Annotated in this window: 17 protein-coding genes; 1 reads left to right on the plus strand and 16 read right to left on the minus strand. The window is 43.3% G+C overall.

Features of this window, described 5'->3' with window-relative positions; all coding sequences use genetic code 11:
* Positions 1–9: 9 nt before the first annotated feature.
* From H171_RS13170 to H171_RS13180, 3 genes are all read right to left on the minus strand, one after another.
* On the minus strand, positions 10–1,893 hold the full coding sequence (locus tag H171_RS13170) for a beta-glucoside-specific PTS transporter subunit IIABC (RefSeq protein WP_100305563.1): 1,884 nt from the start codon (positions 1,891–1,893) through the stop codon (positions 10–12).
* A gap of 244 nt (positions 1,894–2,137) precedes the next feature.
* Positions 2,138–2,980, minus strand: a complete 843-nt coding sequence (licT, locus tag H171_RS13175) for a BglG family transcription antiterminator LicT (protein ID WP_100305564.1) — start codon at positions 2,978–2,980, stop codon at positions 2,138–2,140.
* Positions 2,981–3,252: 272 nt separating this feature from the next.
* The gene (locus tag H171_RS13180; RefSeq protein ID WP_100305565.1) at positions 3,253–3,717 is read right to left on the minus strand and encodes a YbhB/YbcL family Raf kinase inhibitor-like protein; all 465 of its coding nucleotides are present in this window, start codon (positions 3,715–3,717) and stop codon (positions 3,253–3,255) included.
* Positions 3,718–3,867: 150 nt separating this feature from the next.
* On the opposite strand from H171_RS13180, the gene H171_RS13185 reads away from it, so the two are divergent.
* Entirely contained in the window at positions 3,868–4,527 is a 660-nt protein-coding gene (locus tag H171_RS13185) for a DUF3298 and DUF4163 domain-containing protein (protein WP_100305566.1), read from the plus strand.
* A gap of 239 nt (positions 4,528–4,766) precedes the next feature.
* On the opposite strand, the gene H171_RS13190 is transcribed toward H171_RS13185, so the two are convergent.
* The 13 genes from H171_RS13190 to H171_RS13250 form a co-directional block, all read right to left on the minus strand.
* Positions 4,767–5,078: a carboxymuconolactone decarboxylase family protein gene (locus H171_RS13190; RefSeq protein ID WP_100305567.1), complete on the minus strand. Its 312-nt coding sequence runs from the start codon at positions 5,076–5,078 to the stop codon at positions 4,767–4,769.
* 18 nt (positions 5,079–5,096) lie between these two features.
* Entirely contained in the window at positions 5,097–5,345 is a 249-nt protein-coding gene (locus H171_RS13195; RefSeq protein WP_100305568.1) for a zinc ribbon domain-containing protein, read from the minus strand.
* 14 nt (positions 5,346–5,359) lie between these two features.
* Positions 5,360–5,935 carry a TetR/AcrR family transcriptional regulator gene (locus tag H171_RS13200; RefSeq protein ID WP_100305569.1) on the minus strand — a complete coding sequence of 192 codons (576 nt, stop codon included), beginning with the start codon at positions 5,933–5,935 and terminating at the stop codon, positions 5,360–5,362.
* Positions 5,936–6,569: 634 nt separating this feature from the next.
* Positions 6,570–7,259, minus strand: coding sequence for a M15 family metallopeptidase (locus tag H171_RS13205; protein ID WP_408645638.1), 690 nt, complete (start codon positions 7,257–7,259; stop codon positions 6,570–6,572).
* Positions 7,260–7,501: 242 nt separating this feature from the next.
* Positions 7,502–8,584: a sensor histidine kinase gene (locus H171_RS13210; RefSeq protein ID WP_408645666.1), complete on the minus strand. Its 1,083-nt coding sequence runs from the start codon at positions 8,582–8,584 to the stop codon at positions 7,502–7,504.
* Between the two features lie 40 nt (positions 8,585–8,624).
* The gene (gene vanR / locus H171_RS13215) at positions 8,625–9,326 is read right to left on the minus strand and encodes a VanR-ABDEGLN family response regulator transcription factor (protein ID WP_100305571.1); all 702 of its coding nucleotides are present in this window, start codon (positions 9,324–9,326) and stop codon (positions 8,625–8,627) included.
* 357 nt (positions 9,327–9,683) lie between these two features.
* Positions 9,684–12,137, minus strand: coding sequence for a glycoside hydrolase family 2 protein (locus tag H171_RS13220; RefSeq protein WP_100305572.1), 2,454 nt, complete (start codon positions 12,135–12,137; stop codon positions 9,684–9,686).
* Between the two features lie 69 nt (positions 12,138–12,206).
* Entirely contained in the window at positions 12,207–15,317 is a 3,111-nt protein-coding gene (locus H171_RS13225) for an alpha-mannosidase (protein ID WP_100305573.1), read from the minus strand.
* 80 nt (positions 15,318–15,397) lie between these two features.
* A complete protein-coding gene (locus H171_RS13230; protein WP_100305574.1) occupies positions 15,398–16,870 on the minus strand; it encodes an ABC transporter substrate-binding protein in 1,473 nt (490 codons plus the stop codon).
* 31 nt (positions 16,871–16,901) lie between these two features.
* Positions 16,902–17,837, minus strand: coding sequence for a carbohydrate ABC transporter permease (locus H171_RS13235; RefSeq protein WP_100305575.1), 936 nt, complete (start codon positions 17,835–17,837; stop codon positions 16,902–16,904).
* A 14-nt stretch (positions 17,838–17,851) separates the two neighbouring features.
* Positions 17,852–18,739 carry an ABC transporter permease gene (locus tag H171_RS13240; RefSeq protein ID WP_100307520.1) on the minus strand — a complete coding sequence of 296 codons (888 nt, stop codon included), beginning with the start codon at positions 18,737–18,739 and terminating at the stop codon, positions 17,852–17,854.
* Between the two features lie 55 nt (positions 18,740–18,794).
* Positions 18,795–19,850: a LacI family DNA-binding transcriptional regulator gene (locus tag H171_RS13245; RefSeq protein ID WP_100305576.1), complete on the minus strand. Its 1,056-nt coding sequence runs from the start codon at positions 19,848–19,850 to the stop codon at positions 18,795–18,797.
* A 442-nt stretch (positions 19,851–20,292) separates the two neighbouring features.
* Positions 20,293–24,123 carry a TIM-barrel domain-containing protein gene (locus tag H171_RS13250; protein WP_100305577.1) on the minus strand — a complete coding sequence of 1,277 codons (3,831 nt, stop codon included), beginning with the start codon at positions 24,121–24,123 and terminating at the stop codon, positions 20,293–20,295.
* Positions 24,124–24,127: the final 4 nt, after the last annotated feature.

Here is a 24,127-nt window from a genome sequence, read left to right on the forward strand (position 1 = left end):
ATTGGAATGTTACTGGAATACGATAAGGACCTCACTGGTTCCCGCCTGTGCCAGATCCATAGGGATATCCAGCACATTCACATATTCGTCTGAGTTTGTTACAATTATAGGAGTGATGGGATTTAAATGGTTCTCCTTAACGAAATCTAAGTCCACCTTCATCAAAGGCTCTCCCTTCTCTACCCACTGATCTTCTTTTACGAGGACTTCAAAGCCCTTTCCCTGGAGATTCACCGTATCAATCCCGATATGGATTACTACGTTAACCCCCCGGTCAGAGATCAGACCGATGGCATGCTTTGTAGGTGCAATCATTTTTACCTGTCCCTGAAAGGGTGCTTTCACTATCCCTTCTTCCGGTATGATTGCGATCCCTTTGCCAAGGATACCTTCCGCAAACATTTTATCAGGAACCTGAGCAAGTCCTACCGCCTTTCCAGTCATGGGTGCAGCAACCGGTATTTTTACCATCTGCCCTTCATGATCCTGGGAGATTTTATCAACCCCCTTTGCCTTATCCTCTGCCTTTTCCTTTCCTTCCAGAGGAAGAATCATCGTTATGATAAAAGCAGTAAAAAATGAAGCAGCAACACCGATACATGCCCAGATAAAGTTGTTTAACTCCCCTTCTTTCAAATAAGTAGGCAAAGCGGTAATTCCCGGAATGCTGAACGCATAAGCCTTAACATGAAAAATTCCGTAAATAGCTCCGCCCACCGCCCCTCCTGTCAATGCGGCATAGAAGGGTTTTTTATACTTTAAGTTCACCCCATATATGGCAGGTTCCGTGATGCCAAACAGAGCGGAAAGCGCACTGGAAAATGCTATGGTTTTCATCTTCTTATCTTTTATTTTAAATGCAGCCCCAAGAACAGCGCCGCACTGGCCCATATTGCTTACAATACTCATGGGAAGCAGTAAAATATCGTAGCCAACGCCGCCCAGCCCGTCAAAGGTGGACGGAAAAAATGCATAATGCATGCCGGTTATTACAATGACCGACATAAGCCCTCCCATCAGTAATCCGGCCACAGGACCAGCTACCCCAAACAGGGATATGAAAAAGGCTGCCACATATTTGCCCACATAACTTCCCAGAGGAGCGATGAATACAAGAACCACAGGGGCTGTAATCAGAAGGGAAGCTACTGGCGTCACAATCATTTTTAAAAAACTCGGTACATAACGGTCTATAAATTTATAAACGATACTCAGTAAAAGGACACCCAAAATAATTGGGATTACCGTGGAATTGTAATCCATCACGGGAATATTCAGAAAAACGAATTTCACCGTACTGATCCCCTGCCCGCTTAAATTAACAAATGCAGGATACATGATGACTCCGGCAAGAGTCGCAGACAAATGTTCATTCACTCCGAATTTCTTTCCCGCTGAAAAAGCAACCAGAAATGGAAGGAAGTAATAGGTGGCATTGGAGATCATATCTAATACAAAATAATTGTCTGATTCCGGATTCAGCATTTTAAGAAATATCAGCAATGCCAGGATCCCTTTTATAATTCCGGCTCCTGTTATTGCAGGTAAAATGGGATTGAAAATACCTGAGATCACACCGAACAGGGCGTTGATCGGATTTCCCCTTTTTTTAACCTTCTTCGTCTTTTCTTCCGAAGAAACAATAAGATCACCAAGTTCTTTCTTAACCCCTTCAAATACCTTTAATACTTCATTGCCGATGATCACCTGAAACTGGTCCCCCTGAAACTGGGCTCCTAAGACACCGTTTAAAGCCTGTATGGCCTTCACATCCGCCTTTTCCCTGTCCTTTAAGTGAAAACGCAGTCTGGTAATGCAGTTCCAGGCCTGGGTGATATTATCCTTTCCACCACAATACTGGATAATTTCCTGAGCTAACTTTAAATGTTCCATACACAAAGTCTCCTGTTCGTTTTATTTTTGGTAGTCAATCGGATATTCGCAATCCGCTTCGCTACATGCTCATAACCTCATCTGCTATCGCAGCTTGCCAAAAGGGGCTTGCCCCTGATACAAGTAAGTCCCCACACTCCACTTATACCTTACCGGTATTGAAATGTAAGGCTTACTTGATGAGGTTAAAATAAACCCTAGTTCGCAGACAATGCCTAATTGAATAGTAACACTCTTGTTTTAATTATTTGTTTGTTGCATTTGTTATTCTTTCGATATGAAGCAGTAAATAAATGATTTCATCGTTGGAAACGTCCCAGGCATAGGCATCAAACAGATATTTTGCAATCTTAACGGCGCATTGGTAGCTTTTTTTATAACGGATTTTTACCGTTTCCAATAAATCTTCGTCGTTTAATCCTATGGTGTCTTTCATATGAGTTTCCTGCCGTATGATAAAATACCGCAGATGCACGATAAACCTGGAGTAGTATAAGGAATTTTCATCCAATAACAATTGAAAATGGTAGCTGACAATATCCAGGATCCGGCTGATAATCTCTGTAATCTTTAAGGTATCACTCATATCCTGACTTTCAAATTGTGCATTTACAAAATGAAGTGCTATAAAGGATGCCTCCTGAGGCGGCAACTTTACCTTAAGACGTTCCTCAATCAATTTCACCCCCTTTCCTCCGATTTCATACTCCCTTGGATAAAGGTGGGGGACTTCCCATTGCAGCGGATTGTCCACATTCTGATTTTTCTTCGCCCGCTCAATAGCAAAATACAGATGATCGGCAAGTATGATCATGATAGAGGCATGAAGCTGTTTTTCCAATATCCTGGAGCCATACTGTATGATTTCTTCCGTAACGGAAACAATGTCTTCCGACAGGTTCTGAACCATGGAAGCCAGCCGTTTATTGCTGTCATTAATAAAAAGCTTACTGACAGAAGATTCTGAAACCATATCTCCCCTCTTCCGATTGAAACCGATCCCGGTTCCAAACAGCACGACTTCGTTATGATTCTCGTCGTAGGCAAGAACAATGTTATTATTCAGTGATTTAACATACTCGAACATAAAACACCTCCTTTTTTGTTAAATTCATTTCTTTTTAAGCTTTTTAAGTAACAATCATAAAAATAGGAAAAAAAAATCACCAAACACCAATATCCACTATTATGCGGACATTTGCATTTGATGATGCCTGATCGAGTCAGTAACACTTACTATTAACTTGTCTTTAATATAGCATTATTCCGTCATATTGTCAAGAGAATGATTCTAAGGTTTAAATAAACTCCACAAAACGTTATTCGGCAAATGATTGGACCTGCAGTATTATTGCAGTTTTACCGAAATCTTCCTGTTAAACAGCCCTCCTGTAAAATATGCCCTTGCATAGCAGCCAATAAATCCCGCTTTCTGGATTTACTTGGAAGATCCAACAAGCAATCCAATACATATACATTGAACTGATAAAGGTGAGACCAGTTGAACGGCGGTTTTGGCCCCCGGTATCTGTTTCTTCCGTATCCACGTCCCTGAGTCGCTCCATTAAGTTCTTCAATACGGGGTCCATGAGGGATATTTGGGGGGATTGTCTCCATGACGGGAATATTCCAAATGACCCAATGATTATATGCGGGAATGGGGTGTCCCATATCATCCATTATGATAGCCACGGACTTGGCGTTTTCATTGATGGATGACAGATGCAGCTCTGGAGAAATATCCGCTCCGCGTCCTGTGTATTGAATCGGTATTATGGCTTTGTTCTTGAAAGCCGGACTGGTTACTGTTAGTTGGTTTTTCATAATATCATCCTTTTCTAAGTGAAACTCAGGGAATCCATGTGCTGTTTTTGCCTTAGGTACGGCAGCGTAGCTGATCCATGCCTTTCCTTAAGCTCATAATTAAGTCCATTTATCCATATATTATACAAACCTTCCTTTTATGAGGCTCCCATGCAGATAATCTCTAAAAAAACGCTGACGGATATCATGCGATACAATGGGATCACCGTGTTTACCTATGCGATCCATTATCCCCAGTTTACCTCCTCATGCAGTTCCACCGCAGCACAGAGTATTAATAGATTCTACGAATTCCGGTCGAGACAGTCTGAGATCTACTGCCGAACCGTGCTGTATCCTCAGGCTGTAGATCAGGCAAGGTACGTACAAAAAAATCAGTTTCCATTTAATAGCTATCAATTTTTATCAGTTTTTCAGACCACATATAACAAGAACTGCATCACCAGCCTTTATACCGATCAATATATGTATCTCGGTGGAGCCCATGGAAATACAACCCGGGATTCCCAAACCTGGGACTTTAATACCGGAAAACAGCTGAGCCTCGAGGACTTTTTCCCTAACAATCCCCAATTTACAGAATATATTTTTAAAGGGATACAACAGCAGATAGAAGAACAGATGAAAACGGCCCCCTCGCAATATTTTGATGACTATGCATCTCTTCTGCGGGGTAACTTTAACATCAATGGATTCTTTATTAAGCCATCGGGGATTGTCATCTACTATCAGCAGTATGATATCGCTCCCTACGTTAGAGGAATCCCGGAATTTGTCTTTCCATTTCAAGAAGGCTCACCCAATGCCTGACCTTTCCAGCCAATGATATACATAGTGTACGTCTTCACAAAGTGTTCACAATTCTATCAAAGTTTTATCATATTTCCCCGGTATATTAATAATTGCAAAGGGCAAAACCTTTTAAATTAAACTTTTTTTCATACTTAGCCGGCAGGATCCCCCCATCTTGCCGGCTCCCTCCATATCTGGCCTGTCCTGAACCTCCACCATCAGCCTGGGGAGGTTATTCACAGTATATTCAGCCGTATTCACGCTTCCTCATCAAATGCCTCTAAAGCTATAGGCAAGGACTTAACAATTCCATTCCCAACAGCGGGTAATCCCACCAGAATACTGCCGATAATTTCTTCTCTTGTTGCTCCTTTGGATTTTGCCATCTTAACATGGAACGGCAATCCGCTTTCAAGACCTACGGCAGCCATCACCGCAAGATAGGCAAGTTCTTTCGTCTTTTTATCCAGTGCGCTTGCACCGTCCAATGTTTGTACCATTTCCATCCAAGCCTCTTGTACCTCAGGAGCTTCTTTTGCAAATGCCTGGAATGCCGGGCTAACCTTCATATCATCACCTCTCCCTTTCTAACTATTGAAATATCCCTTCCATGCCGGAAGCTTTCTCATGCTGCTTTCAGCCATTTGGGCCGCAGCCTTTTCATCGAACCCCTGTGTCTTGATGATAAAGTTAGTCATACCTGCCTTCTTTTCTTCAAACGACTGCATGGAGCCGTCAGGCCGGGCGCAGTGTACGCAATAATCTTTCGTTGTGTCACCGCAGGCAAATTCAGAAGCATCTGTCATTGGCATACCGCAAGCTATACAAACTTTCATTATAATTCCTCCTTTTATTTTCTAATCAATTTTAAAAAAGTTTCCGTAAGTTCTGAGCCATACCGCTCTAATATTGGCGTATCCGGCGAAAACAAGTCTTTGTTTAACAAATAATAATGAATAAGACCCATCCATGTATTAAATAACAGATGAACAGGGATGTCCTTACACGTATTGTTTTCCCGCTCTAATACCTTGTTAAAATGGTAGGCAACAATGGATTGAATATTTGAAAATGTTAACTTTGCCTCCTCCGGCAATAAACTCCTTTCAGCAATCAATCGGATATAAAACTTTTCATGTCTGGCTAAAATATCTAAATGAGCTTTCAGCAACTCCTCAATAGTATCTTTTGTTTCTGCCAGACGGTGTATCTCCGATCCTAAAGCATCACCGAAATTCTGTATCAGACAGCAAAGCAGTTCATCCAGTGATGAGAAATGGACGAATATTGTGCCGTGAGATACGCCCGTTTCCTTAGCAATAACAGCCGTTGTAGCTGAGAAGCCTTGTTCGGAATAAATCTGATATGCTGTTTCCAGTATCTTTTTTCGAGTATTTTCTTTTTGCAATTGCCTTTTTGATTTCAAACAATGACCTCCAGCTCAGTGAGTGTGTACTCATTATATTTTATTTTGTATTGAGTGTCAAGATATAATTGAATATTTTTTTCAGATATAAGAACAAGCAGAATATTCTATAGAAACTATTTTATTCTCTGCTTACCAAGGAATTAATAAAGAAGTGCGGTTGCCTTCACCGATACACAACAATTATTTACTTCAGCAGCAATTATCGTACTTTTTTGCTTCATATCCATTTAATATGGTGTTTGCATGACTTTTTAATTATATATACAATTTCTTATATTATTATTTAGTTATACAAAATGATCTATAATCATTTATTCAGTACTTTTAAAAAGTTCGGAGAGCAATTTAATGCTGATCCTTAAACTGTAAAGGAACATTCAAAGCCAGATGGTTAAAGCCGCATTCAGATTACTGGAGGTGATAAAATTTTATGTATCTGCTATGGAAGAGTAAAAGAATCCCTGGATTCTTGCCTTCTGGGCATAGAGCCCTGCTTCAGAGGACGCAGTGTCCTGACCTCTTCCGCCGAAGACAATACCTCTACAAATTCTCAAATGGTTCCAGCACTTTATCAATCTCTTCCATTGCTGTGTACTTCATCCTTGCCGACGACAGACGACAGATCCTCTTTTCAATTTTTTTCTTTCAAATATTCCTCAAGGCAGAGGTTTTGATCTTGCATATCGGTGGCAGCTTTAATTCCTACATAGCGATAATGCCACGGCTCATTGCTGACACCAGTGATTTCTATTTTATCCGGCGGATAGCGGAGGATAAATCCATAACGGAAACCGTTTTTTTTCAGCCATTTATAAACTTCACCTCCGCTTGATTTAACCCCATCTGCATTGATATCCACTGCAATTCCCAATTGATGTTCGCTTGTACCGGGAACGGCGACCCACGTTTCCGCTTCGGCTTTTGCCTTGGAAGCGGAATATCCTTCCGCTTTATATGCGGCAATTTTTTCTTCCATCAGGCTTTGTTGTTTCTCAGCCGTTCGGTATCCTGAAACGACCACGGGATATACACCGTCAGCCCTTGCTGCATCAAACATGTTCTGAAGTGACGGGTATATCCGTGTATCAACAGTTTGTCCATTCGATAATTCGGTCAAATCCACGTCGTAATCCTCTGGAATCGCATTCCAGCGATTGACTAAAATCAGGCTCCACAAAGTCTCATCGGTATCATTTTTTTCAATGACGTCTGAACTGATGTCGAGACTGCCCGTCCCAACGGATAAAATGGGTTCAGGCGAAACTTCCTTCAAGTTTAAACCATTGATGCAGTACCAAAGCAGGCCGATGACTGCTGCCATTGAGATCAGCTGCAATATCATATGGTTCTTTCTCATGCGTGAATGTTGTTTCAATGCTCTTTTCCTTTCATAGCCGCTATAATTATTATTGCAATTTACCATCATAATTAAGTTCTTTCCTTTCAATGAATCAGATGCAAGAAGCTCCTGCTGGTAAATATCTTACCAAACAGGAGCTTCCTGTATTTTAATATGGAGTTGTTTAATTCCTAAGAAAAGCCTAAGATCCGATTGATATCTTACTAATTCGGAACCGGAAGAGATACCGTAAAGGCCGTGATACCGTCTTTGCTGTCCGCCATTATCGTTCCCTCGTGCATAGTTATGATTTCCTTTGCAATAGCCAATCCCAAACCAGCTCCACCCGTATTCGAGGCACGCGCTTTGTCCAGTCGGTAAAATTTCTCGAAAATAGAGGATAACTCTTCCGCAGGGATTGTGGTTCCCTGATTTCGAAACGTAATCACCACCTGATGATTCCTTACACCGGCGGAAATGGAAATTTCCGAATTGGGATTGCTGTACGCCACCGCGTTTTTCAGAATGTTATTGAACACACGCGCCAACTGTGTGGGATCTCCATAAGCGGTCAGGTTTTCATCCGCATGGACCGCAATGGAATTTCCCTTAGGAGTGAGAACCGGATAAAATTCGTCCGCCATTTGAATCAGCATATAGTATAAATCAACTACTTGTTTTTCAAGCTTGATCTGCTGCGAGTTATAGCGGGTGATCTCAAAGAACTCATTTACCAGATTTTCCAGCCGGTATGCTTTCTCCAATGTAATATGGACATATTTTGCCCTCTGCTCCAACGGCATGTCCTGGGCCTCGTCCAACAGGCTTAGATAACCAATCACGGAAGTGAGCGGTGTCCGTATATCGTGGGCCAGATACATGATGAGGTCGCTTTTCCTCTGCTCTGCTTCCTGTGCACGGTCCGCACGGTCAGACAAAGTTTTGCGGACAGTGTTCAGCTTCTCCTCAATGGCGGCCATTTCAGGAACGAGTTGAATGAACTCATCCTGTTCAGATACAAGAGCATCAATCCCACGATTGATTATATCAAAATAGCGGGTGAACCGCTGGAGAAAAATGAACAGCAACAAGAAAAATACGATAAGCGCAGCACCGAGGAAAAATAGTCCAAAGTTATAGCGGAACACATAGTGATAGGTGGTAAATGCTTCTTCCTGCGTCATGTGTAAGACCCTTTGGAAAAATTTTACCAGCAGGTTGCCTACTTTGCCTTTCCAAACCATCATATAGATGACTACAATCACTGAAAATGATATAACAGCCATAATAATCAGCTGCCAAAGCATCTTTTGCCTGAATTTTCTGTATCCAGATGCTTCCTGCAAATTATAGTTCAATTTTATACCCCACTCCCCAGATTGTCTTAATATATTGCGGATTCTCCACAGTATCCCCCATTTTTTCCCGTAAATGGCGGATATGGACGGTAATGGTGTTATTGCTTTTCGTATAATACTCGTCTTTCCAGATTTCGCGGAAAAGTTCTTCCGCGCTGACCACTTTTCCTTTACGTTCTAAAAGAATACGAAGAATGTAAAACTCGGTGGGCGTAAGGTCCAGTGGTTTTTCATTCAAAAGGCATTCATGGGTACTGCTGTTCAATACCAAGCCGGAATGCACGATAATACTATCTTCGGTTGTATTTGCCTGAGCTGAATTATACTTTTTATAGCGCCGAAGCTGAGCCTTTACCCGCGCTACCAGCTCCAACGGACGAAATGGTTTTGTAATATAATCATCGGCTCCCAGGGTAAGCCCGGTAATCTTATCAATCTCCTGGTCCTTGGCTGTCAGCATGATGATAGGGTAGGCATGCATCTCCCTAATCTTCTGGCAGAGTGCAAAACCGCTCATATCCGGCAGCATGATGTCCAAAATAGCAATATCAAGCTCTGTAGTCTCAATGCAAGCAAGAGCCTCTTTTGCAGTATAAAACTTAAATACCGAATAATTTTCATTTTGTAAATAGAGTTCTACCAAATCTGTAATCTCGTGCTCGTCATCTACGACAAGTATTTTTTCCTGCATAGATTTTAATTCCTTTCCCTGTACGTCAGTTATGTATGATTTTACCATTTTGTATGGGGTTTATTTTGATTTTTTCCATGATAAATCATTAATAATTTCTTAAGACTATCGTTTGGGATTGGTCTTAGGCGCATACGAACGTATTATTCCCATGTACATAGTGTATCATGCCTTTTATTGCCAAAATTATCATCGGTTTCGAAAGTCTCTGGTGAACTTGGTGCCAAAAGGCAGAGCCGGATGAAACGCTATAAAAACGTCTCATCCAGCTCTGCCTTTTTAATCATCATTTTTACTCAGGCCCAATCTTTATTCTCTTATTCGAAGCAATCCAGGCACTCCCTAAACAAGTGTTATTTACCGGATATCATAGACACTTCTCAGACGCAGTCCCTTAAGCGAACCGCTGATAATGCTCACCCGCTTTTCTCCTGCCTCCATATCAAAATAATTATCGGTAAGAATCAGATCCTCATTCTCATTGAGAATCTCAACCGATTTGGCATATGCCTCTGCCGTAATGATGATGTCTGCCCCCTCCATGCGACATGAAAGCTCTGGTTGTTCGTAGCGGTAGAATTTGGGCATGGTAAAAATGGCTGTTCCCTCAGAAATCACCACATCGTCCTGTTCACAGGCAAAGTGTACATGATCCTCATAAAGACTTGCCTCCGAACAATCTACCTTATCCAGCCATATGGTGCTCATAGCAGAGACCTTCCTTTCAACGATCATTTCTTTTCCAATTATTTCTGATTTGGCATTGCGCAGAGAATACCGCACTTTCACCAGCTGCTCATTCAGCGTCTCATTGGCCACATTTAAGCGAAAGCTTTTCTTTAATGGATAAGGACGTGTATTAATATTGGGATTCTGGGAAAGCTGCCCCTCCTCTTCACAAGAAATCATTATCGGAGCAAAAAACCTTTTCTCATAATAATGAAGCGCTTTCCAGCGTCCGAAATAATCTATGGATGACCAGGAAGTCACCGGCCAGCAATCATTTAACTGCCATACAATAGCTCCCATACAACGTCCCCGGTGACGCCGCCAATGTTCCACCGCATACTTCATGGCTTCTCCCTGCATTAACTGGGATGCATAAACCAATGTTTTTAAATCAGTTGGATATAAAAAGGTCTGAGACATGTAGTTCATCATCTTGGCATAGCCCATATTGCTTCTTTGGTGGCGCTCCATCACATAAGAGAACAAATTCCGGTCCTCCTCGCTGGTAAAGCTTTCAATGGTCTTATACGCCGGCATTGCTTCAAAGCCAAATTCCGAAGCATAGCGAAACATCTGTTTGCGGTATTCCGTAAAAGGCTTGAAACCGTGCCATACCGCCCAGTAATGTGCATCTCCCCGATCAGGGTCATTGGGAAAATCATAACCGCCTCCTGAGGAAGGGCTTGAAGGCCAGTAGAAGGTATCCGGATCTTCGCGCTTAATGATTTTAGGAATGATATATTCAAATATCTTGATGTAATCTGCGCGCAGAGACACAGTTTCCTCAAAGCTTCCATACTCTCCTGCAAGGATCAGTTCTTCCAGCTCATTATTTCCGCTCCAGAGCCCCAGGCAGGCGTGATGGCGCAGCCTTCTCACATTTTGAACCAGTTCTTTTGTAATATTCTCCTCAAATTCCGGAGTCAGCAGATATGTGGAGCAGCAGAACATGCCATCCTGCCAAATGATCAGTCCCATTTCATCACAAAGATCAAAAAAGTAATCATCCGGATAATAACCGCCGCCCCATACCCGGACTGCATTGTAGTTGGCCCGTATACACTGGGTCAGCAATTTCTTTGTTGTCTCCCTGTTTACCCGGGGAACCAGACAGTCTTCGGGTATATAATCCGCCCCCATGGCAAAAACCTTAACTCCATTTACTTCATGGGCGAAGCTCTCCCCCCACTTATCCTTCTCAACCGCCATAGTCATGGTGCGAAGACCTATACGAGTGCTATACACATCCTGGAGTTCTCCTCCAATATAAAACTCAACCTCCACCTGGTAAAGAGGCTGATCCCCAAGACCGTTGGGCCACCAAAGTTTGGGATTTTCAATTTCTATGTTATCCGGGCTGTTCTCATAGATATTCAGCCTGCCCTCAGGGTCGGTAATCCTTACTATCGTCTCTATCTTTTCTGCGTCTCCGGTCATCGCTTCATTGATTTCATGCTCGGTAAACAGTTTAAAGGTAACCCGCCCATCCATATGCTGCTGGCGGATATGAACATTGGATAGACGCCCCTTTTCCACCACCACAATAGATGCTTCCTTATAAATCCCCATGTCTGGCAGGCGGGGCGCCCAGTCCCATCCGGACATGCAGCTGGATTTTCTCAGATAGGGAAATCCGTCCAAAGTATCGGTGTTGCAGGGGATTCTTCCATTTTTTGCAATTTGCTCATTCATGTAATGAATGGGGGATTCAAAATCCACCCGCAGATGGTTCATTCCCTTTTTCAATGCGTGATTCACAGGAAACTCAAAGGTATAGAACATATTGTCGGTATATCCTACATGGATATCATTTAAGTAAACGTTAGAGATGGTGTCTACCCGGTCGAAATGTAAAAAGTACTGCTTTCTCTCGTCGATTTCTTCTATAAATGAAAAGTCATTCCGATAGGTATAATCCTTTTCCGACAAGCTTGTCAGAAGGGTTGCATTATCCCGGTAAAAGGGATCATCCATACGCTTATGGTTCAGCAAATCGTAATAGAGGGAAAAAGGAATCTGCGTATTTAATGTCTCTCCTTCATAATCCAGTCTCCACCCATGATTCAATAATATTTTATTCATCTAAACTGCCTCCCCATCCTTATAGGCACCAGGCTTTGATTTTGAAAGGACTCGTTCATGTTTTCTTCCTCACTTATCCAGATTCACTCTGTATGTCTTAACCTCAAAGGGCTTGATGGTAAAGGTAAAGCCAGCCTCTGTTTTCTCTACCTCACCTTCAACCGGTTCCTCCATGAGATTGCACTCGGTCACCATCAGCAACCTGTTATCCATGCCGAAGGTAAGCGTTGCCGTAGATTTTGTGTTTTCGCTTTCGTACAGCCGGATAATGATTCCATTTTTATCTTCCGCCATTTTCACTGTCTCCACAATCACATTTTTCCGGTCTGTCCATAAAAAGCTGTCCTGTTCCTTTGGTGCTCCAGCAAGTACAACGTGAGATGGATAATTCAGTTTATAGCCCTCCCTAATGGTATCTCCGTCGTAAAGGCTTCCCTCATGGGGATAGAGTGAGTAGGTAAAGAAATGCTCCTCCTGATCGGTGGTCTTATTCGGCTCAATACCGGATTTAATCAGCGTCAGGGATACACAGCCATTCTTTACCGAATGTCCATATTTACAGTCATTTAATACGCTGACGCCATAATGGCCTTCTGATAAATCCACCCACTTATGTCCGCAGCTTTCAAATCGCGCCTTATCCCAGCTTGTGTTTTGATGCACCTTGCGCTTCAGATTTCCAAACTGAATGTCAAATGCCGCTTCATCTGAATGAATATCCAGAGAGAACTCTGCCTTCAGCAGACACTGGCTGTCCTTCCAGTCCACATAAGTATCAAAGTCTATACGCTTTGCATGTCTGTAAAAGCTTATTTTTTGTACAATCATTGAATTGCTTATTTTTCTCTTTATCTTAAGCACCGCGCTTACCGGACCGTTGGTCATCCATTCAAACTCATCCGCCTCATCAGCAATCCAGCTTTTTTCCGTATGGAATATGTCAATATCCCAGTTATCATAATAGATAGGCTTATCTTCAAACATCCGGAACTGATTTGCGCGCCTGCCCTCCTGGACCAGCTCACGCCCGGCAGCTTTGTCATAAATGGAGGTAAACATTCCCGCCTGATCCATCTCCACCCGGTAAAATGGCGTTTCAAAATGGGAACCATCACCGGAAATCCGAGCGGTAACGTCCCCGCTTTTTTCCGGCTCATTCGTATAGGTGTTATACCCTTTTGAGCTAAGACGCTCCAGATATACGAAGTTAGTACTTTCTCCTTCCTGAATGGGATAAGTATGTCCCCCTGCATCCTTAAGGCTTCCTGTCACCTCTTTGGGCAGACTTACTATATCACTACGTTCAAAGGACAGCGTATTAAACACGGTTATTTTACCTTTTTGCCTGCACAAAGAATCAAGGCTTTGCTGAATCAACTGACCACCAATTTGCTTAATTTCCTCATACTCTTTCCGGGTTACTTCGTACACTTCCTTAATGGAAGTTCCCGGTAAAATATCATGGAACTGATTTAGGAGTATTGTCATCCACAACTGATCCAGCGCTTCAGACGGATAGTTCCCCTCCTTCAGAGCGCATAAGGTCAGGAAAAATTCAGCATCCATCATCATCACTTCACTTTTGCGGTTAGCCCGCTTATTTCGTGCCATGGAGGTGTAGGTTCCCCGATGATACTCAAAATAAAGTTCTCCTTCCCAGGTCTCCAGACGGCAGTTATCTTTTACCCGCTCATACAGCTCATCAAAGTACTGTCTGGTAAATTTCTGTTCCACTTTGGGAATTCCTTTGATTCCTTTTTCCATGCGCTTAGAGGTTTCTAACATTTCCCTTGTGGGGCCTCCTCCTCCGTCTCCGTAGCCATAAGAAATTAGAATATCATGATTGAATTCCTTATTTTGATAACGTTTCCACCCACCCATAATGGCATCAGGATGCAAAATTCCATTGTAGGTAGTAAAAAAATCGTCTTCATTCTGGCCCACACCGAGGGTTGTAATGAGGTGGGTGAATACCTCGCTTCCGTCAATTCCTCTCCACATAAAGGTATCATTGGGAACCTTATCCACCTGATTCCAGGAAAGCTTCGTGGTCATAAAATAATCAATACCGCTCTTCTTCATAATCTGAGGCAGGGAACCGGAATACCCAAACACATCCGGCAGCCACAGTTCCCGGCATTCAATGCCGAACTCTTCCCGAAAGAAACGCTTCCCGTACAGAAACTGACGGACCAGAGATTCGCCGGAGGTCAGATTTGTGTCGGCTTCCACCCACATGCCGCCCTCCACTTCCCAGCGCCCCTCCCTGACTTTGGCTTTCACCTTTTCATACAAATCCGGATACCGCTCTTTTAAAAACGCATAAAGCTGAGGCTGGCTGGACATAAATTTATAGTTTGGATATTCGTCCATTAATTTAAGTACCGTAGAAAAACTCCTTGCCACCTTTTCTCTGGTCTGCTCCACCGTCCACCACCAGGCAACGTCTATATGGGTATGTCCGATGCAACTTGCAATCACATCATGATAACCGGACATCTTAACATACAGAGCCTGTTCAATATAATTGACTGCCTTGTGTACAGAAGTATAAAATTCCGCGGAATAAGGCGTCCTTAAATCCAGCAGGTTGATGGAGTTGTTTAAAACCGTCTCAAGGTCGAGCCGTATTTTGTCATCCTTGTCCATCCGGGTAAACGCCTGCAACGGGACTAAAAGATCAAAATACAACTGTTCAATTAACAAATCAACCTGCTGCATCTCAAGAAACAGGTTAAATTCCGAATGAAGTGTCCCTGTATACGCCTGCAAATCAAAGATGTAGTTATCCCCCCGAATGGCATGATCGATAAGATGAACCACCCGGTGATTCATATCCAGCCCTTGGATTGCTGTTTTATTCAGAAACAACAAAAACTGAGGGTTTTTCCCATCATCCCACTCGTCAACCTGGGTTTTTACCCCCAGCCGAAGAGTCTTTCCTTCCTGTTCATCTTCCACCCGATAATTCGCCCTGAACCAATAATGGGCGTCGGGGCCATACCATTTCATTTTCTGCTGGTCAAATTTCTCCCATGGCTGCACACTTGCTTCTGCATCCTCCGGGTAGAAAAATCTCCCTTTTTTATATTCAATCTCTTTGATAGGCTCTTTTTTTACAATTGCCAGCTCTTTCAGCTGATTGCAAATAACCTCAATCCGTTTATCAATAAACCACATAATGTCTCCCTGCGTCTTCGCTCACTCTCAGCTTTATCATTTTACAAAAGGGGCATATTCCACATGCCCCTTTCATCTCTTTATTTTGCAGCATTAACCTGTGCCTGGGCTGTAGCAAGAATCTTTTCATATCCTGCTTTATTCAGCTCCTCCCTCATGGTCTTTACCAATTCACGGGGTTCCCTGGCACCCGTCCAGAGTTCAGCCTTATATTTCTCATATACTGCCGTACAATTTGCAATTTCTGTTTTTACCTCACTGGTATCCATATCAAATCCAAGCATAACCGAAGGAGCCGCGTCACTATTTAATTCCTTTACCTCATCCCACTGGTTAAATTCATCACTAACCAGCTGACCCACAATAAAGAAGGTTCCCTGAGTATACCCGGCCATGCCCCAATTTGAATTCAGTTTGTTAATCTTTTCACCTTCATAGACAAAGTTTTCACCTTCCACACCATAGAAGAACCAGTTTCTTACCTTTGGATCTGTGTTCACAAGATTAAGAAGCTGCAGCGCTTTCTCCGGATGTTCACAACCTGCAGAAATGCCGTTTAATGAACCTCTAACAGTGGTGTTGGACACAACGGTTTCGCCAAATTTGACTGCCACACAGTCATCAATACCATTCTGAGGACCCCATATGTTCTTTGCAGCGCCGCTCCAGCCCTGAGCAGTAAAAAATGTTCTGTATTTGTTTGCATCATCCGCATTTGGCGCATCACCATTGATGATGCCTTCTATGTACATCTTGTGGATAATATCCAGGTCTTTCAGCACCGCTTCATCTTCCAGCGGATTTACCACCGTCCTGGTCTCATCATTGTACTTTACACCCAAAGGCACAAGGCCTGCACCTATCTGATCGAAGAAGTTGGTAGCAAGGAATTCTGCTCCGTTCTTGGACATATAATAGGGGGCTGAACCCTCACCTGTCTTAACCGCCTTTAAGGCTTCATACAGCTTTTCATAATCTGTTACATGTTCAAAATCAATCTTATATTTATCTGCAATGGCTTTATCCCAGATAAAATACTGGGAAGACGAGCTGTCTTTGTAGGTTGGCACTGCATAAACCCTGCCGCCAATGGAGGTGGCCTTCCAGTAATCCTCCGGCACCATTTGATACAGGTCAGGAGTCTTTTCCTTCAGCAAATCTGTAATATCCAGAAATGCTCCGGTATTTACCTCTGAATTATAACGATTCATATCCGTAAAAAGAATATCATACTTTTCGCCCGAGTTGACGATTACGCTTCGCCGTTTATCCCAGTCACCCCAAGGAACAATCTCCATCTCAACATTTACACCGATTTTTTCTTCCAGGTAAGGATTCAACTGTTGAAGCCAAGAGTCATAATTTTCCGGCATTCCATTTCCAACCTGAATCCATTTAATCGTTACTACTTCGCCATCAGCAGTTTCTTCTTTCGCTTCCGTTACTTTTGTCTCTTTGCCACTCATTACCGCACTGTTTCCTCCGCATCCGGCCAGCATGGATATCCCCAAAACCGATACTGTAAAAAGCCCCAATATTTTTTTCTTTTTCATAATACCTCTCCCTTCTTTTTTTGAATAAATTCTATCCTTTCACTGCCCCAACCGTAAGTCCTGAAATAAAATATCTCTGGAAAAACGGATAGGTGCAGGCAATTGGTACAATAATTATAATCGCCATCGCCATTCTCGCCCCTTCTTTAGGCATGTTATTCATATACTGCTGTAAAGTCACACCTAACGAAGGGTTCTTTGCCATCATCTCCATATTTCTCTGAATATGATCCAGTAAAGATTGGATGGAAAATAATTTGGTATCTGTTATGTACAGGGAAGACTGAAACCAGTCATTCCAATAGGCGAAAGACAAAAACAATGCAATGGTGGCAACAATGGGCTTGGACAGCGGGAATGCAATCCGTGCAAAGATGGTGAAATGACTGGCTCCGTCTATCTGGGCGGATTCTACAATGGATTCCGGAATATTCAGCTTAAAAAATGTTTTACAGATAATTACATGAAACGAACTGACACACAGGGGCAGAATAAGCGCCCACAGTGTATTTTTCAGATGTAGAAACTGGGTGTTGATTACATAAGAGGAAATCATACCACCATTAAAAATCATGGGAATGAATACCACCATGGTAAAAAATGAGTTAAATTTAAATTTTCGGATTGACAGAACATAGCCCATAAGAGTGGTCAGAATAACCCCAAAAGCTGTTCCTGCCACCGTTACTGCTGCCGATATGCCCAGTGCCCTCATGATCATCTTTCCTTCCTTCCACAAAAAGAGGTAGGATTCCAACGAAAACTCTTGAGGCCAGAAGCGGTATCCGTTCAATTTTATAGACTGCTCAGATGAGATAGAAATAATAAACACAAAAACAACCGGGATAATACAAATCAACGCAAACAGAATGAACAGGACGTTAAAGCTGATGTTGATTGCGGGTGATATGCGGTTAAGTGTTGAGCTGTCGGCCATATCCATATTTTTTACTGCTCGTTTTCTCATTTCAGTTTTCCTTTCTAAATGATTGAACTTTCGTTATCAATCTTTTTCACAATCGCATTTGCCACCAGAATGGTAATACAACATGCCACCGACTGGAAGAAGGATGCCGCCGATGTCATCCCGATTGGAGTCGCTGACTTCAATGCATTAAACACATAGGTGTCAATGGTGGCAACCGAATTGAAAATCGAGCCCTTAGCCCCCTGTGACAACTGGTAAAAAAGTCCGAAATCAGAATAGAAAATCTTGCCAACATTCAAAATGAACATCATAATAATTACATTTTTCAGGCTGGGAAGCGTAATATATCTGGTCTGCTGCCATTTGCCCGCGCCATCAATCACCGCCGCTTCATAGAGCGTTTGGTCAATTCCCGAGATACTGGACAAATAAATAACCATGTTATATCCTGTACTCTTCCACAAATACATAATAACCAGAATAAATGGCCATACATTTTTATTCATGTACCACTGATTTGCCGTCTTTCCTACATCTCGCATCATATTATTCATCAGACCGTTGTCATAATTTAAAAACGCATCCAGAAAATATGCTGCAACAACCCACGACATAAAATAAGGGAAAAACATCAGCGTCTGATAGACTTTGGATCTTTTTCTGCTATGGAGCATATTCATCATAATGGCAAGTATCACTGCAAGTGCAGTGCCCATAACAATAAAAATAAGATTGTAAACAATCGTGTTTCTTAATATCACATACAAATCATTGGATTTAATCAGAAACTCAAAGTTCTTAAAGCCCGCCCATTCGCTATGGATAACATTGTAGATGAAACCTTTCCCAGGCTGAATTTTATAATCCTTAAAAGCGATAATAAGTCCAAACATGGGCATAAAGCAAAATAAAATATACCAAATGGTTGTGGGCACCGCCATCAGGGTAAGTTCCCAGTCACCTTTTGTAGCCTTTCTCTTTTTTGCCTTTGTGTAACTATCTAATGTTTTCAACCCTATCCCTCTTTTCAATTCTTTCCTCACCGTCCAAATTCAGATTTTTCACTGAATTCCGATAGATAATTTCGCCTTCAATCCGTCTTGTCTCGGGTTTCTTATTAGGTCTCTCAATGGTTTCGATTATCTGCCTGACAGATACTTTTCCGATTAATGAAGCATTCACTGCTACGGTAGTAAGCTGGGGATCCGTCAGCTTGGCATAAATATCATCATCAAAACTGCCTATGGAAATATCATCCGGCACTGTATACCCATGATTATTCAGAGTTCGTGTCAGCCGAAAGGCGGTTTCATCACAGTTACAGATAAAAGCAGTGGGCATCTCTTTTGGCAGCTCTATATCAACAGCTTTTCCCTCCAGACTCCGGTCAGGAATAACCCAATCGTCTCTTAACTGCATGTTTTTTTCCAGCATAGCCCGCAAAAATCCAAGATAACGGTCGGTAATACTTGTAGTGGAATTAATGGTTCCTACAAATCCAATCTTTCTGTGACCCATCCGGATAAGATACCGGGTCATGTCGTACATACTGTAAATATTCTCGGACACCACCGAATCCGAACGGTGCGTCCGGTCATAAATATCCACGTAAACCTTGGGAATATCAATTTCCTTAACCTGTTCACGTACCTCTTGATCTAAAAGACCCAAAACGAGAATCCCCTTAAAAAGATTCTCTTTCTTCATCATAGAAATATCATCGCAAATAGTCGCAGGGCTGGGTGTGAGCATCATGGCGGAATAGTTATAGCGGCCAAGCTCCCTGACAATTTTCTCATACATGCGCATATAAATAGCCCCGCCGCCACCTTCTGAGATAAAGCGGCTATTCATAATGATGCCAATCTTTTTTCGTTCAGTTTCCTCTTGGACCGGCATAATATAACCCTGTCTGGCAGCAGCCTCTTTAATCTTATTCTTTAATTCCTCGCCCACTCCTTCTTTATCATTCAGAGCTTTAGATACCGTTACCTTACTGATTTTCAGTTCATCTGCAATATTTTGCATGGAAACCTTACGTTTTTTCATCATCTTCTTCTCCAAAACCTTAACTTTAGTTAACTTTAACCAATTGTAACTTAACATATTTTTGTATAATTTGTCAATTATATTTTTGTTTTTAATATATTTTTGTATTATTTAGATAATTTCATAATTGTATTTTGGTAAATTTTTCCTTCGCTTTTCTTCATCTTAAAATATTAACTTTTACTGTAAGGTTACAATATGTGCATACCCATATGCCAATCAGCCTCTGCTTTACACCACTCCTCTTTTGCTTCATCATAGCAGCCAGCCTGAATGTGTTCTTTGACAGTCCTGCATGCAGTGATGGCAGCTGATAAAGCATACATACAAAAAAGAGACAATTTCACCCTCCAAAATGTTCTGTAATCCATTCATGTTCAAAATGCAACGGCACATCGGAAGACTTTTCACAAGACCTTCTCCATGTGCCGCCGCAGGTAAATTGTTAATTCTTATACAATCTCACATCATCAATATGTACCGAGGTCCCGCCGCTGGAGGAACAATAGAATCCAACATCAATGGTACCATTTGTGACCAAAACATTGCTTGCCTCTATTTTGTGCCACCCGCTCCCCGGCTTTGGCATATCCACGTAAACCGCATTGCCACCGTAGTTTGTGATCTCCATGCGCCCGACGCCCGGAGAAGTATTTAACACCTTCACAAACGCTTCCACCCGGTAGCTTCCGTTTTCCACGTTAAGCCCCTGATGAATACTCTGCTCATAAGCAGCCGCATGGTAAAAATACGCCCGTTTGTCGCCTTCCACCGGAGATTCCGGTGGATTCGTGCCGGAACCGGAATCAATGCCGTAAGCTAATACCTGGCCGTTTGGATGCCACTCCGTCCAATTTGAATGAAAGGTAGTGGAACGCTCAAAATCTCCATTGTCCAAAAGATTTTCCGGATAAGTACCGGAAGCGGCGGCAGACAAGGTCAATTTGTCAAGGTTGACGTTGCCGGAATTGCCTGCATCATAACGAAGGGATATCCGGTTTCTTCCCTTTGAAAGCGCCACATTTGTGCTCACGGTCTTCCAGATGTTCCAGTTTCCGCCTGAAGCGGGAAATTGAAGGTTGCCTGCATAGCTTCCATTTACGTATAAATTTAAATCTTTCGTGCTTTGATTTCCGTTGCTGTAGCGGAAATCTGCGGTATAGGCTCCGCCTTGTTCCATATCGACCTCAAAGGCTACTTCCGCATTCTGTGAAACCATGGAATCCACAAAGCCGCTGCCGCTGTAGAACCAATGATCCTGGTTTGACTTAGCAGCCCCGTAAAGCGGGGAGTTTTCTGCTTCTATTACCATCCGTTCCGGTTCGAAAGGAACTGCCAGATAGTCAATATTTACAAAGCCTGTATCCCCTGCCTTCGGATCATATTTGAACGTGATGCTGTTACTGCCTGCGGTAAGAGGAAGGAGTATCTTCACATCTCCCCAGGAATCCCAGCTTCCGCTAGAAGCTATATCCGCCTGGCCGCAGTATGCGCCGTTGACGTATGCAGATAAGGTTTTTGCGGCCTTCGCGCCGTTGGAACAACGCAGGGTCACCTCATAATCTCCCGGATTTGCTGTTTTGGCATAAAAAGTCACTGCCGCCTGCTCCGTTTCCATACCGTTCACAAAACCGGTACCGGAAAATCCTGTATGATCCCTGCCCACCTGTGGCTGGCCTGCCACCGTTTTACCGGAAAGAGAGGCGTATTCCGCTTCGTACTTTTGATCGGAATGTGTGACAGCCGGATTACCTGATAATACCAGTGTATCAGCATTTGACAAACCCGCCTGGGTTTTTATATAAGTAACTTCCCCGTAAATGTCCCTGGAGTTTGCAAATCCCCCGCCATTTGCGGCTATAAGGGCATTTAAATCGGCGTATTCCTGTAACTGGGCGGCATTTTTTGTCACCTGTCCGGCGGCGCTGCCATGAACAGCCAGGTAATAGTAATCCACACCGTTTTTGTAGCTTCCGGATTTGGCCGATATACCGACGTTCACCTGGCCGGAACCTTTCTGACCGGATATGGTCTGAGAGAAATATGTTCCGTTTTCGTAGTCATAGGTAATTCCGTCATCGTCATAATACTGAAACTCGGTCTTCTGGGATGAAGGGAATATGTCTACGAAAATTCGTTCCGTTTCCTTCTGCCCTATGTAGTCCTCTACATCCTGTGAAGGGATAATGGCCCCTTCCTTTATAAAGAGCGGCAGGTCGGACCAGGACTGGGTATCCAGACTGTAGGGAATATATTGTCCCCCCATATATGCAGTCCCCCTGTTGTAGTCAATCCAGTTTCCCTCCGGGAGGTAAATCCACTTGCAGGACTGTCCGCGTTCTGTAACCGGAGCCGTAAGGAGCCAGTCTCCCAGCATCCATGCGTCGGAGTAATCCTTTACTTTATCATCCTGGGGATAATCAAACAGCAGGGGACGCACCAGACCCAGACCGCTTTCGTAAGCCTCTCTTTCATAGGTATAGAAATAAGGCAGCAGGGAGTAGCGCAAGTGAATGGCTGCTTTTACATTTTCCTCTGCCGTATAGCCATAATACCAGGGCTGGCGCTGTTGGTTTAAGTTGCCGTGCACCCGGAACACAGGCACAACGGATTCAAATTGAAGCCAGCGGGTGTAAAGCTCTGGACTTGGATTTTCAATGTTTCCGGAATTTTGATTAAAGCCGCCTCCGTCGGACCCCCATTTCGGCTGTCCGTTGTTTACGGTAGAAAGCAGGGCGGCCTTCTGTTCATTTAAACCGGCGGCCCAGGAAACCCGCTCCCCCTTGTAAAACTGAGTGGCAACGTCTCCTGACCATATACTGGTGGCAAAGCGCTGGGTACCTGGATAGTAGTTTCTTCCCGTCTGCCACACACGGGTATTATTCCTGGCATAGTCCCGCTGTCCCTCATAAATAGACTGGGCAAGGTGCAAGGTATTATAGTTCCCGAACCAGTACTCAGCCCCATTAGAGGAAACCTTATCTGTTTCATCATTCCACCAGCCCACGATACCCTTTGTAAATGCATCAATGGAATGGTTCCACCACCAGGCCCGCTCTCCGGATTTGTAAGGGTCAATGCTGCGTACCGTGACAGGATAGAAATAATCCACATATTCATTGTGGCCCGGATAGAAATATCCGTTATTTGCTGCATCCTGTCCCTGTGCGGTAGTTGTACCGCCGGAAATCTTTGTTACAATCCGGGGCTTGGTAATCCCGATCATTTTCACGCCCTTTGCGTCCATGGTGTTTTTTAAGGCACCGCTTCCTGCAGAGGGGAAATTCCCCGTATTCCACTTAAATTCCCCATAGTTGTCCTGTCCATAAAGCTTCCAGTCGTAGTCAAAAGCATAGCTGTCCAAGGGAATGTTTTTTGCCCGGTAGGTATCAATCATTTCCATCAGTTCCTGTTCGTTGATTCCCCACTCAAAATTGGAAAAGCCCTGTGCCCACTTGGGAAGCATGGGAGAGGTTCCGGTGATTTTGGAATAGCCTTTCATAATCTCTTTTGGCTCTCCCAGTAAAATAAAATATTCCACATTGTCTTTTTCATACCTGCGGCCTTCCACCGGAGTTCCCCCATAGTAAAATTCCATTTTCTTATCCCTGGAATTGGTATAAGGGTAGCCGCCGTCTGAATCCACCAGCAAACCATAGCCTGCAGTGGACCAGAGGAAGGGACCGCCTGAATTGCCCTGCTGGCCTGCCCTGGCCGCCTGTGTATTGTCATTGCGAAGCAGATTGCCGTTTTCATCAAAACAGTCAAAGCTGTGGATTCCGTACAGGTTCGTGGAATCCTGGCGGACAAAGCGAACGCCATCGTGGTTAACTCCACCGCTTTGAGGTTCCCAAAACAAGGTCGTGCCATCGGCTTTCTTCACCGTCATCCGGCAGGGCTTTTTGTTAATTTCAACCTGCATTTCGTCTGTCTTTATGGTTATGGGATCAGAAGCCGTATTAATGACGGCGGTACTTGCATCCCATTTCAGACCTGGATCGATCATGGGGGTCCGCTCACTGGATACAACTCCATCAGGCTGGTAATTCACCCGCAGAATGTCCTCGTCACAAACTTCCAGCGTTAATTTATCCGAAGGAGAGGAACCGCTGTCCACAGTGAGGACCAGTGTGGTTCCATTGACCTGCGTACCAATTACGTCACCTAAAGCAGATACTGCCGCCCTGGCCGGGACCGGCACAAAGGCCGGCCACAGAGCGGTGAACAATAAGGTAAATACTAAACTTAATGATAGAAAACGTTTTCTTTGTTTCATACTG

Source organism: [Clostridium] celerecrescens 18A (assembly GCF_002797975.1).
Classification (GTDB): domain Bacteria; phylum Bacillota; class Clostridia; order Lachnospirales; family Lachnospiraceae; genus Lacrimispora; species Lacrimispora celerecrescens.

Excerpts from the sequence above, each read along its gene's own strand:
- H171_RS13170 (WP_100305563.1), bottom strand. The coding sequence starts at position 1,893 with ATGGAACATTTAAAGTTAGCTCAGGAAATTATCCAGTATTGTGGTGGA.
- licT (WP_100305564.1), bottom strand. The coding sequence starts at position 2,980 with ATGTTCGAGTATGTTAAATCACTGAATAATAACATTGTTCTTGCCTAC.
- H171_RS13180 (WP_100305565.1), bottom strand. The coding sequence starts at position 3,717 with ATGAAAAACCAACTAACAGTAACCAGTCCGGCTTTCAAGAACAAAGCC.
- H171_RS13185 (WP_100305566.1), top strand. The coding sequence starts at position 3,868 with ATGCAGATAATCTCTAAAAAAACGCTGACGGATATCATGCGATACAAT.
- H171_RS13190 (WP_100305567.1), bottom strand. The coding sequence starts at position 5,078 with ATGAAGGTTAGCCCGGCATTCCAGGCATTTGCAAAAGAAGCTCCTGAG.
- H171_RS13195 (WP_100305568.1), bottom strand. The coding sequence starts at position 5,345 with ATGAAAGTTTGTATAGCTTGCGGTATGCCAATGACAGATGCTTCTGAA.
- H171_RS13205 (WP_408645638.1), bottom strand. The coding sequence starts at position 7,259 with ATGGCAGCAGTCATCGGCCTGCTTTGGTACTGCATCAATGGTTTAAAC.
- H171_RS13210 (WP_408645666.1), bottom strand. The coding sequence starts at position 8,584 with ATGCTTTGGCAGCTGATTATTATGGCTGTTATATCATTTTCAGTGATT.
- vanR (WP_100305571.1), bottom strand. The coding sequence starts at position 9,326 with ATGCAGGAAAAAATACTTGTCGTAGATGACGAGCACGAGATTACAGAT.
- H171_RS13220 (WP_100305572.1), bottom strand. The coding sequence starts at position 12,137 with ATGAATAAAATATTATTGAATCATGGGTGGAGACTGGATTATGAAGGA.
- H171_RS13225 (WP_100305573.1), bottom strand. The coding sequence starts at position 15,317 with ATGTGGTTTATTGATAAACGGATTGAGGTTATTTGCAATCAGCTGAAA.
- H171_RS13230 (WP_100305574.1), bottom strand. The coding sequence starts at position 16,870 with ATGAAAAAGAAAAAAATATTGGGGCTTTTTACAGTATCGGTTTTGGGG.
- H171_RS13235 (WP_100305575.1), bottom strand. The coding sequence starts at position 17,837 with ATGAGAAAACGAGCAGTAAAAAATATGGATATGGCCGACAGCTCAACA.
- H171_RS13240 (WP_100307520.1), bottom strand. The coding sequence starts at position 18,739 with ATGGCGGTGCCCACAACCATTTGGTATATTTTATTTTGCTTTATGCCC.
- H171_RS13245 (WP_100305576.1), bottom strand. The coding sequence starts at position 19,850 with ATGATGAAAAAACGTAAGGTTTCCATGCAAAATATTGCAGATGAACTG.
- H171_RS13250 (WP_100305577.1), bottom strand. The coding sequence starts at position 24,123 with ATGAAACAAAGAAAACGTTTTCTATCATTAAGTTTAGTATTTACCTTA.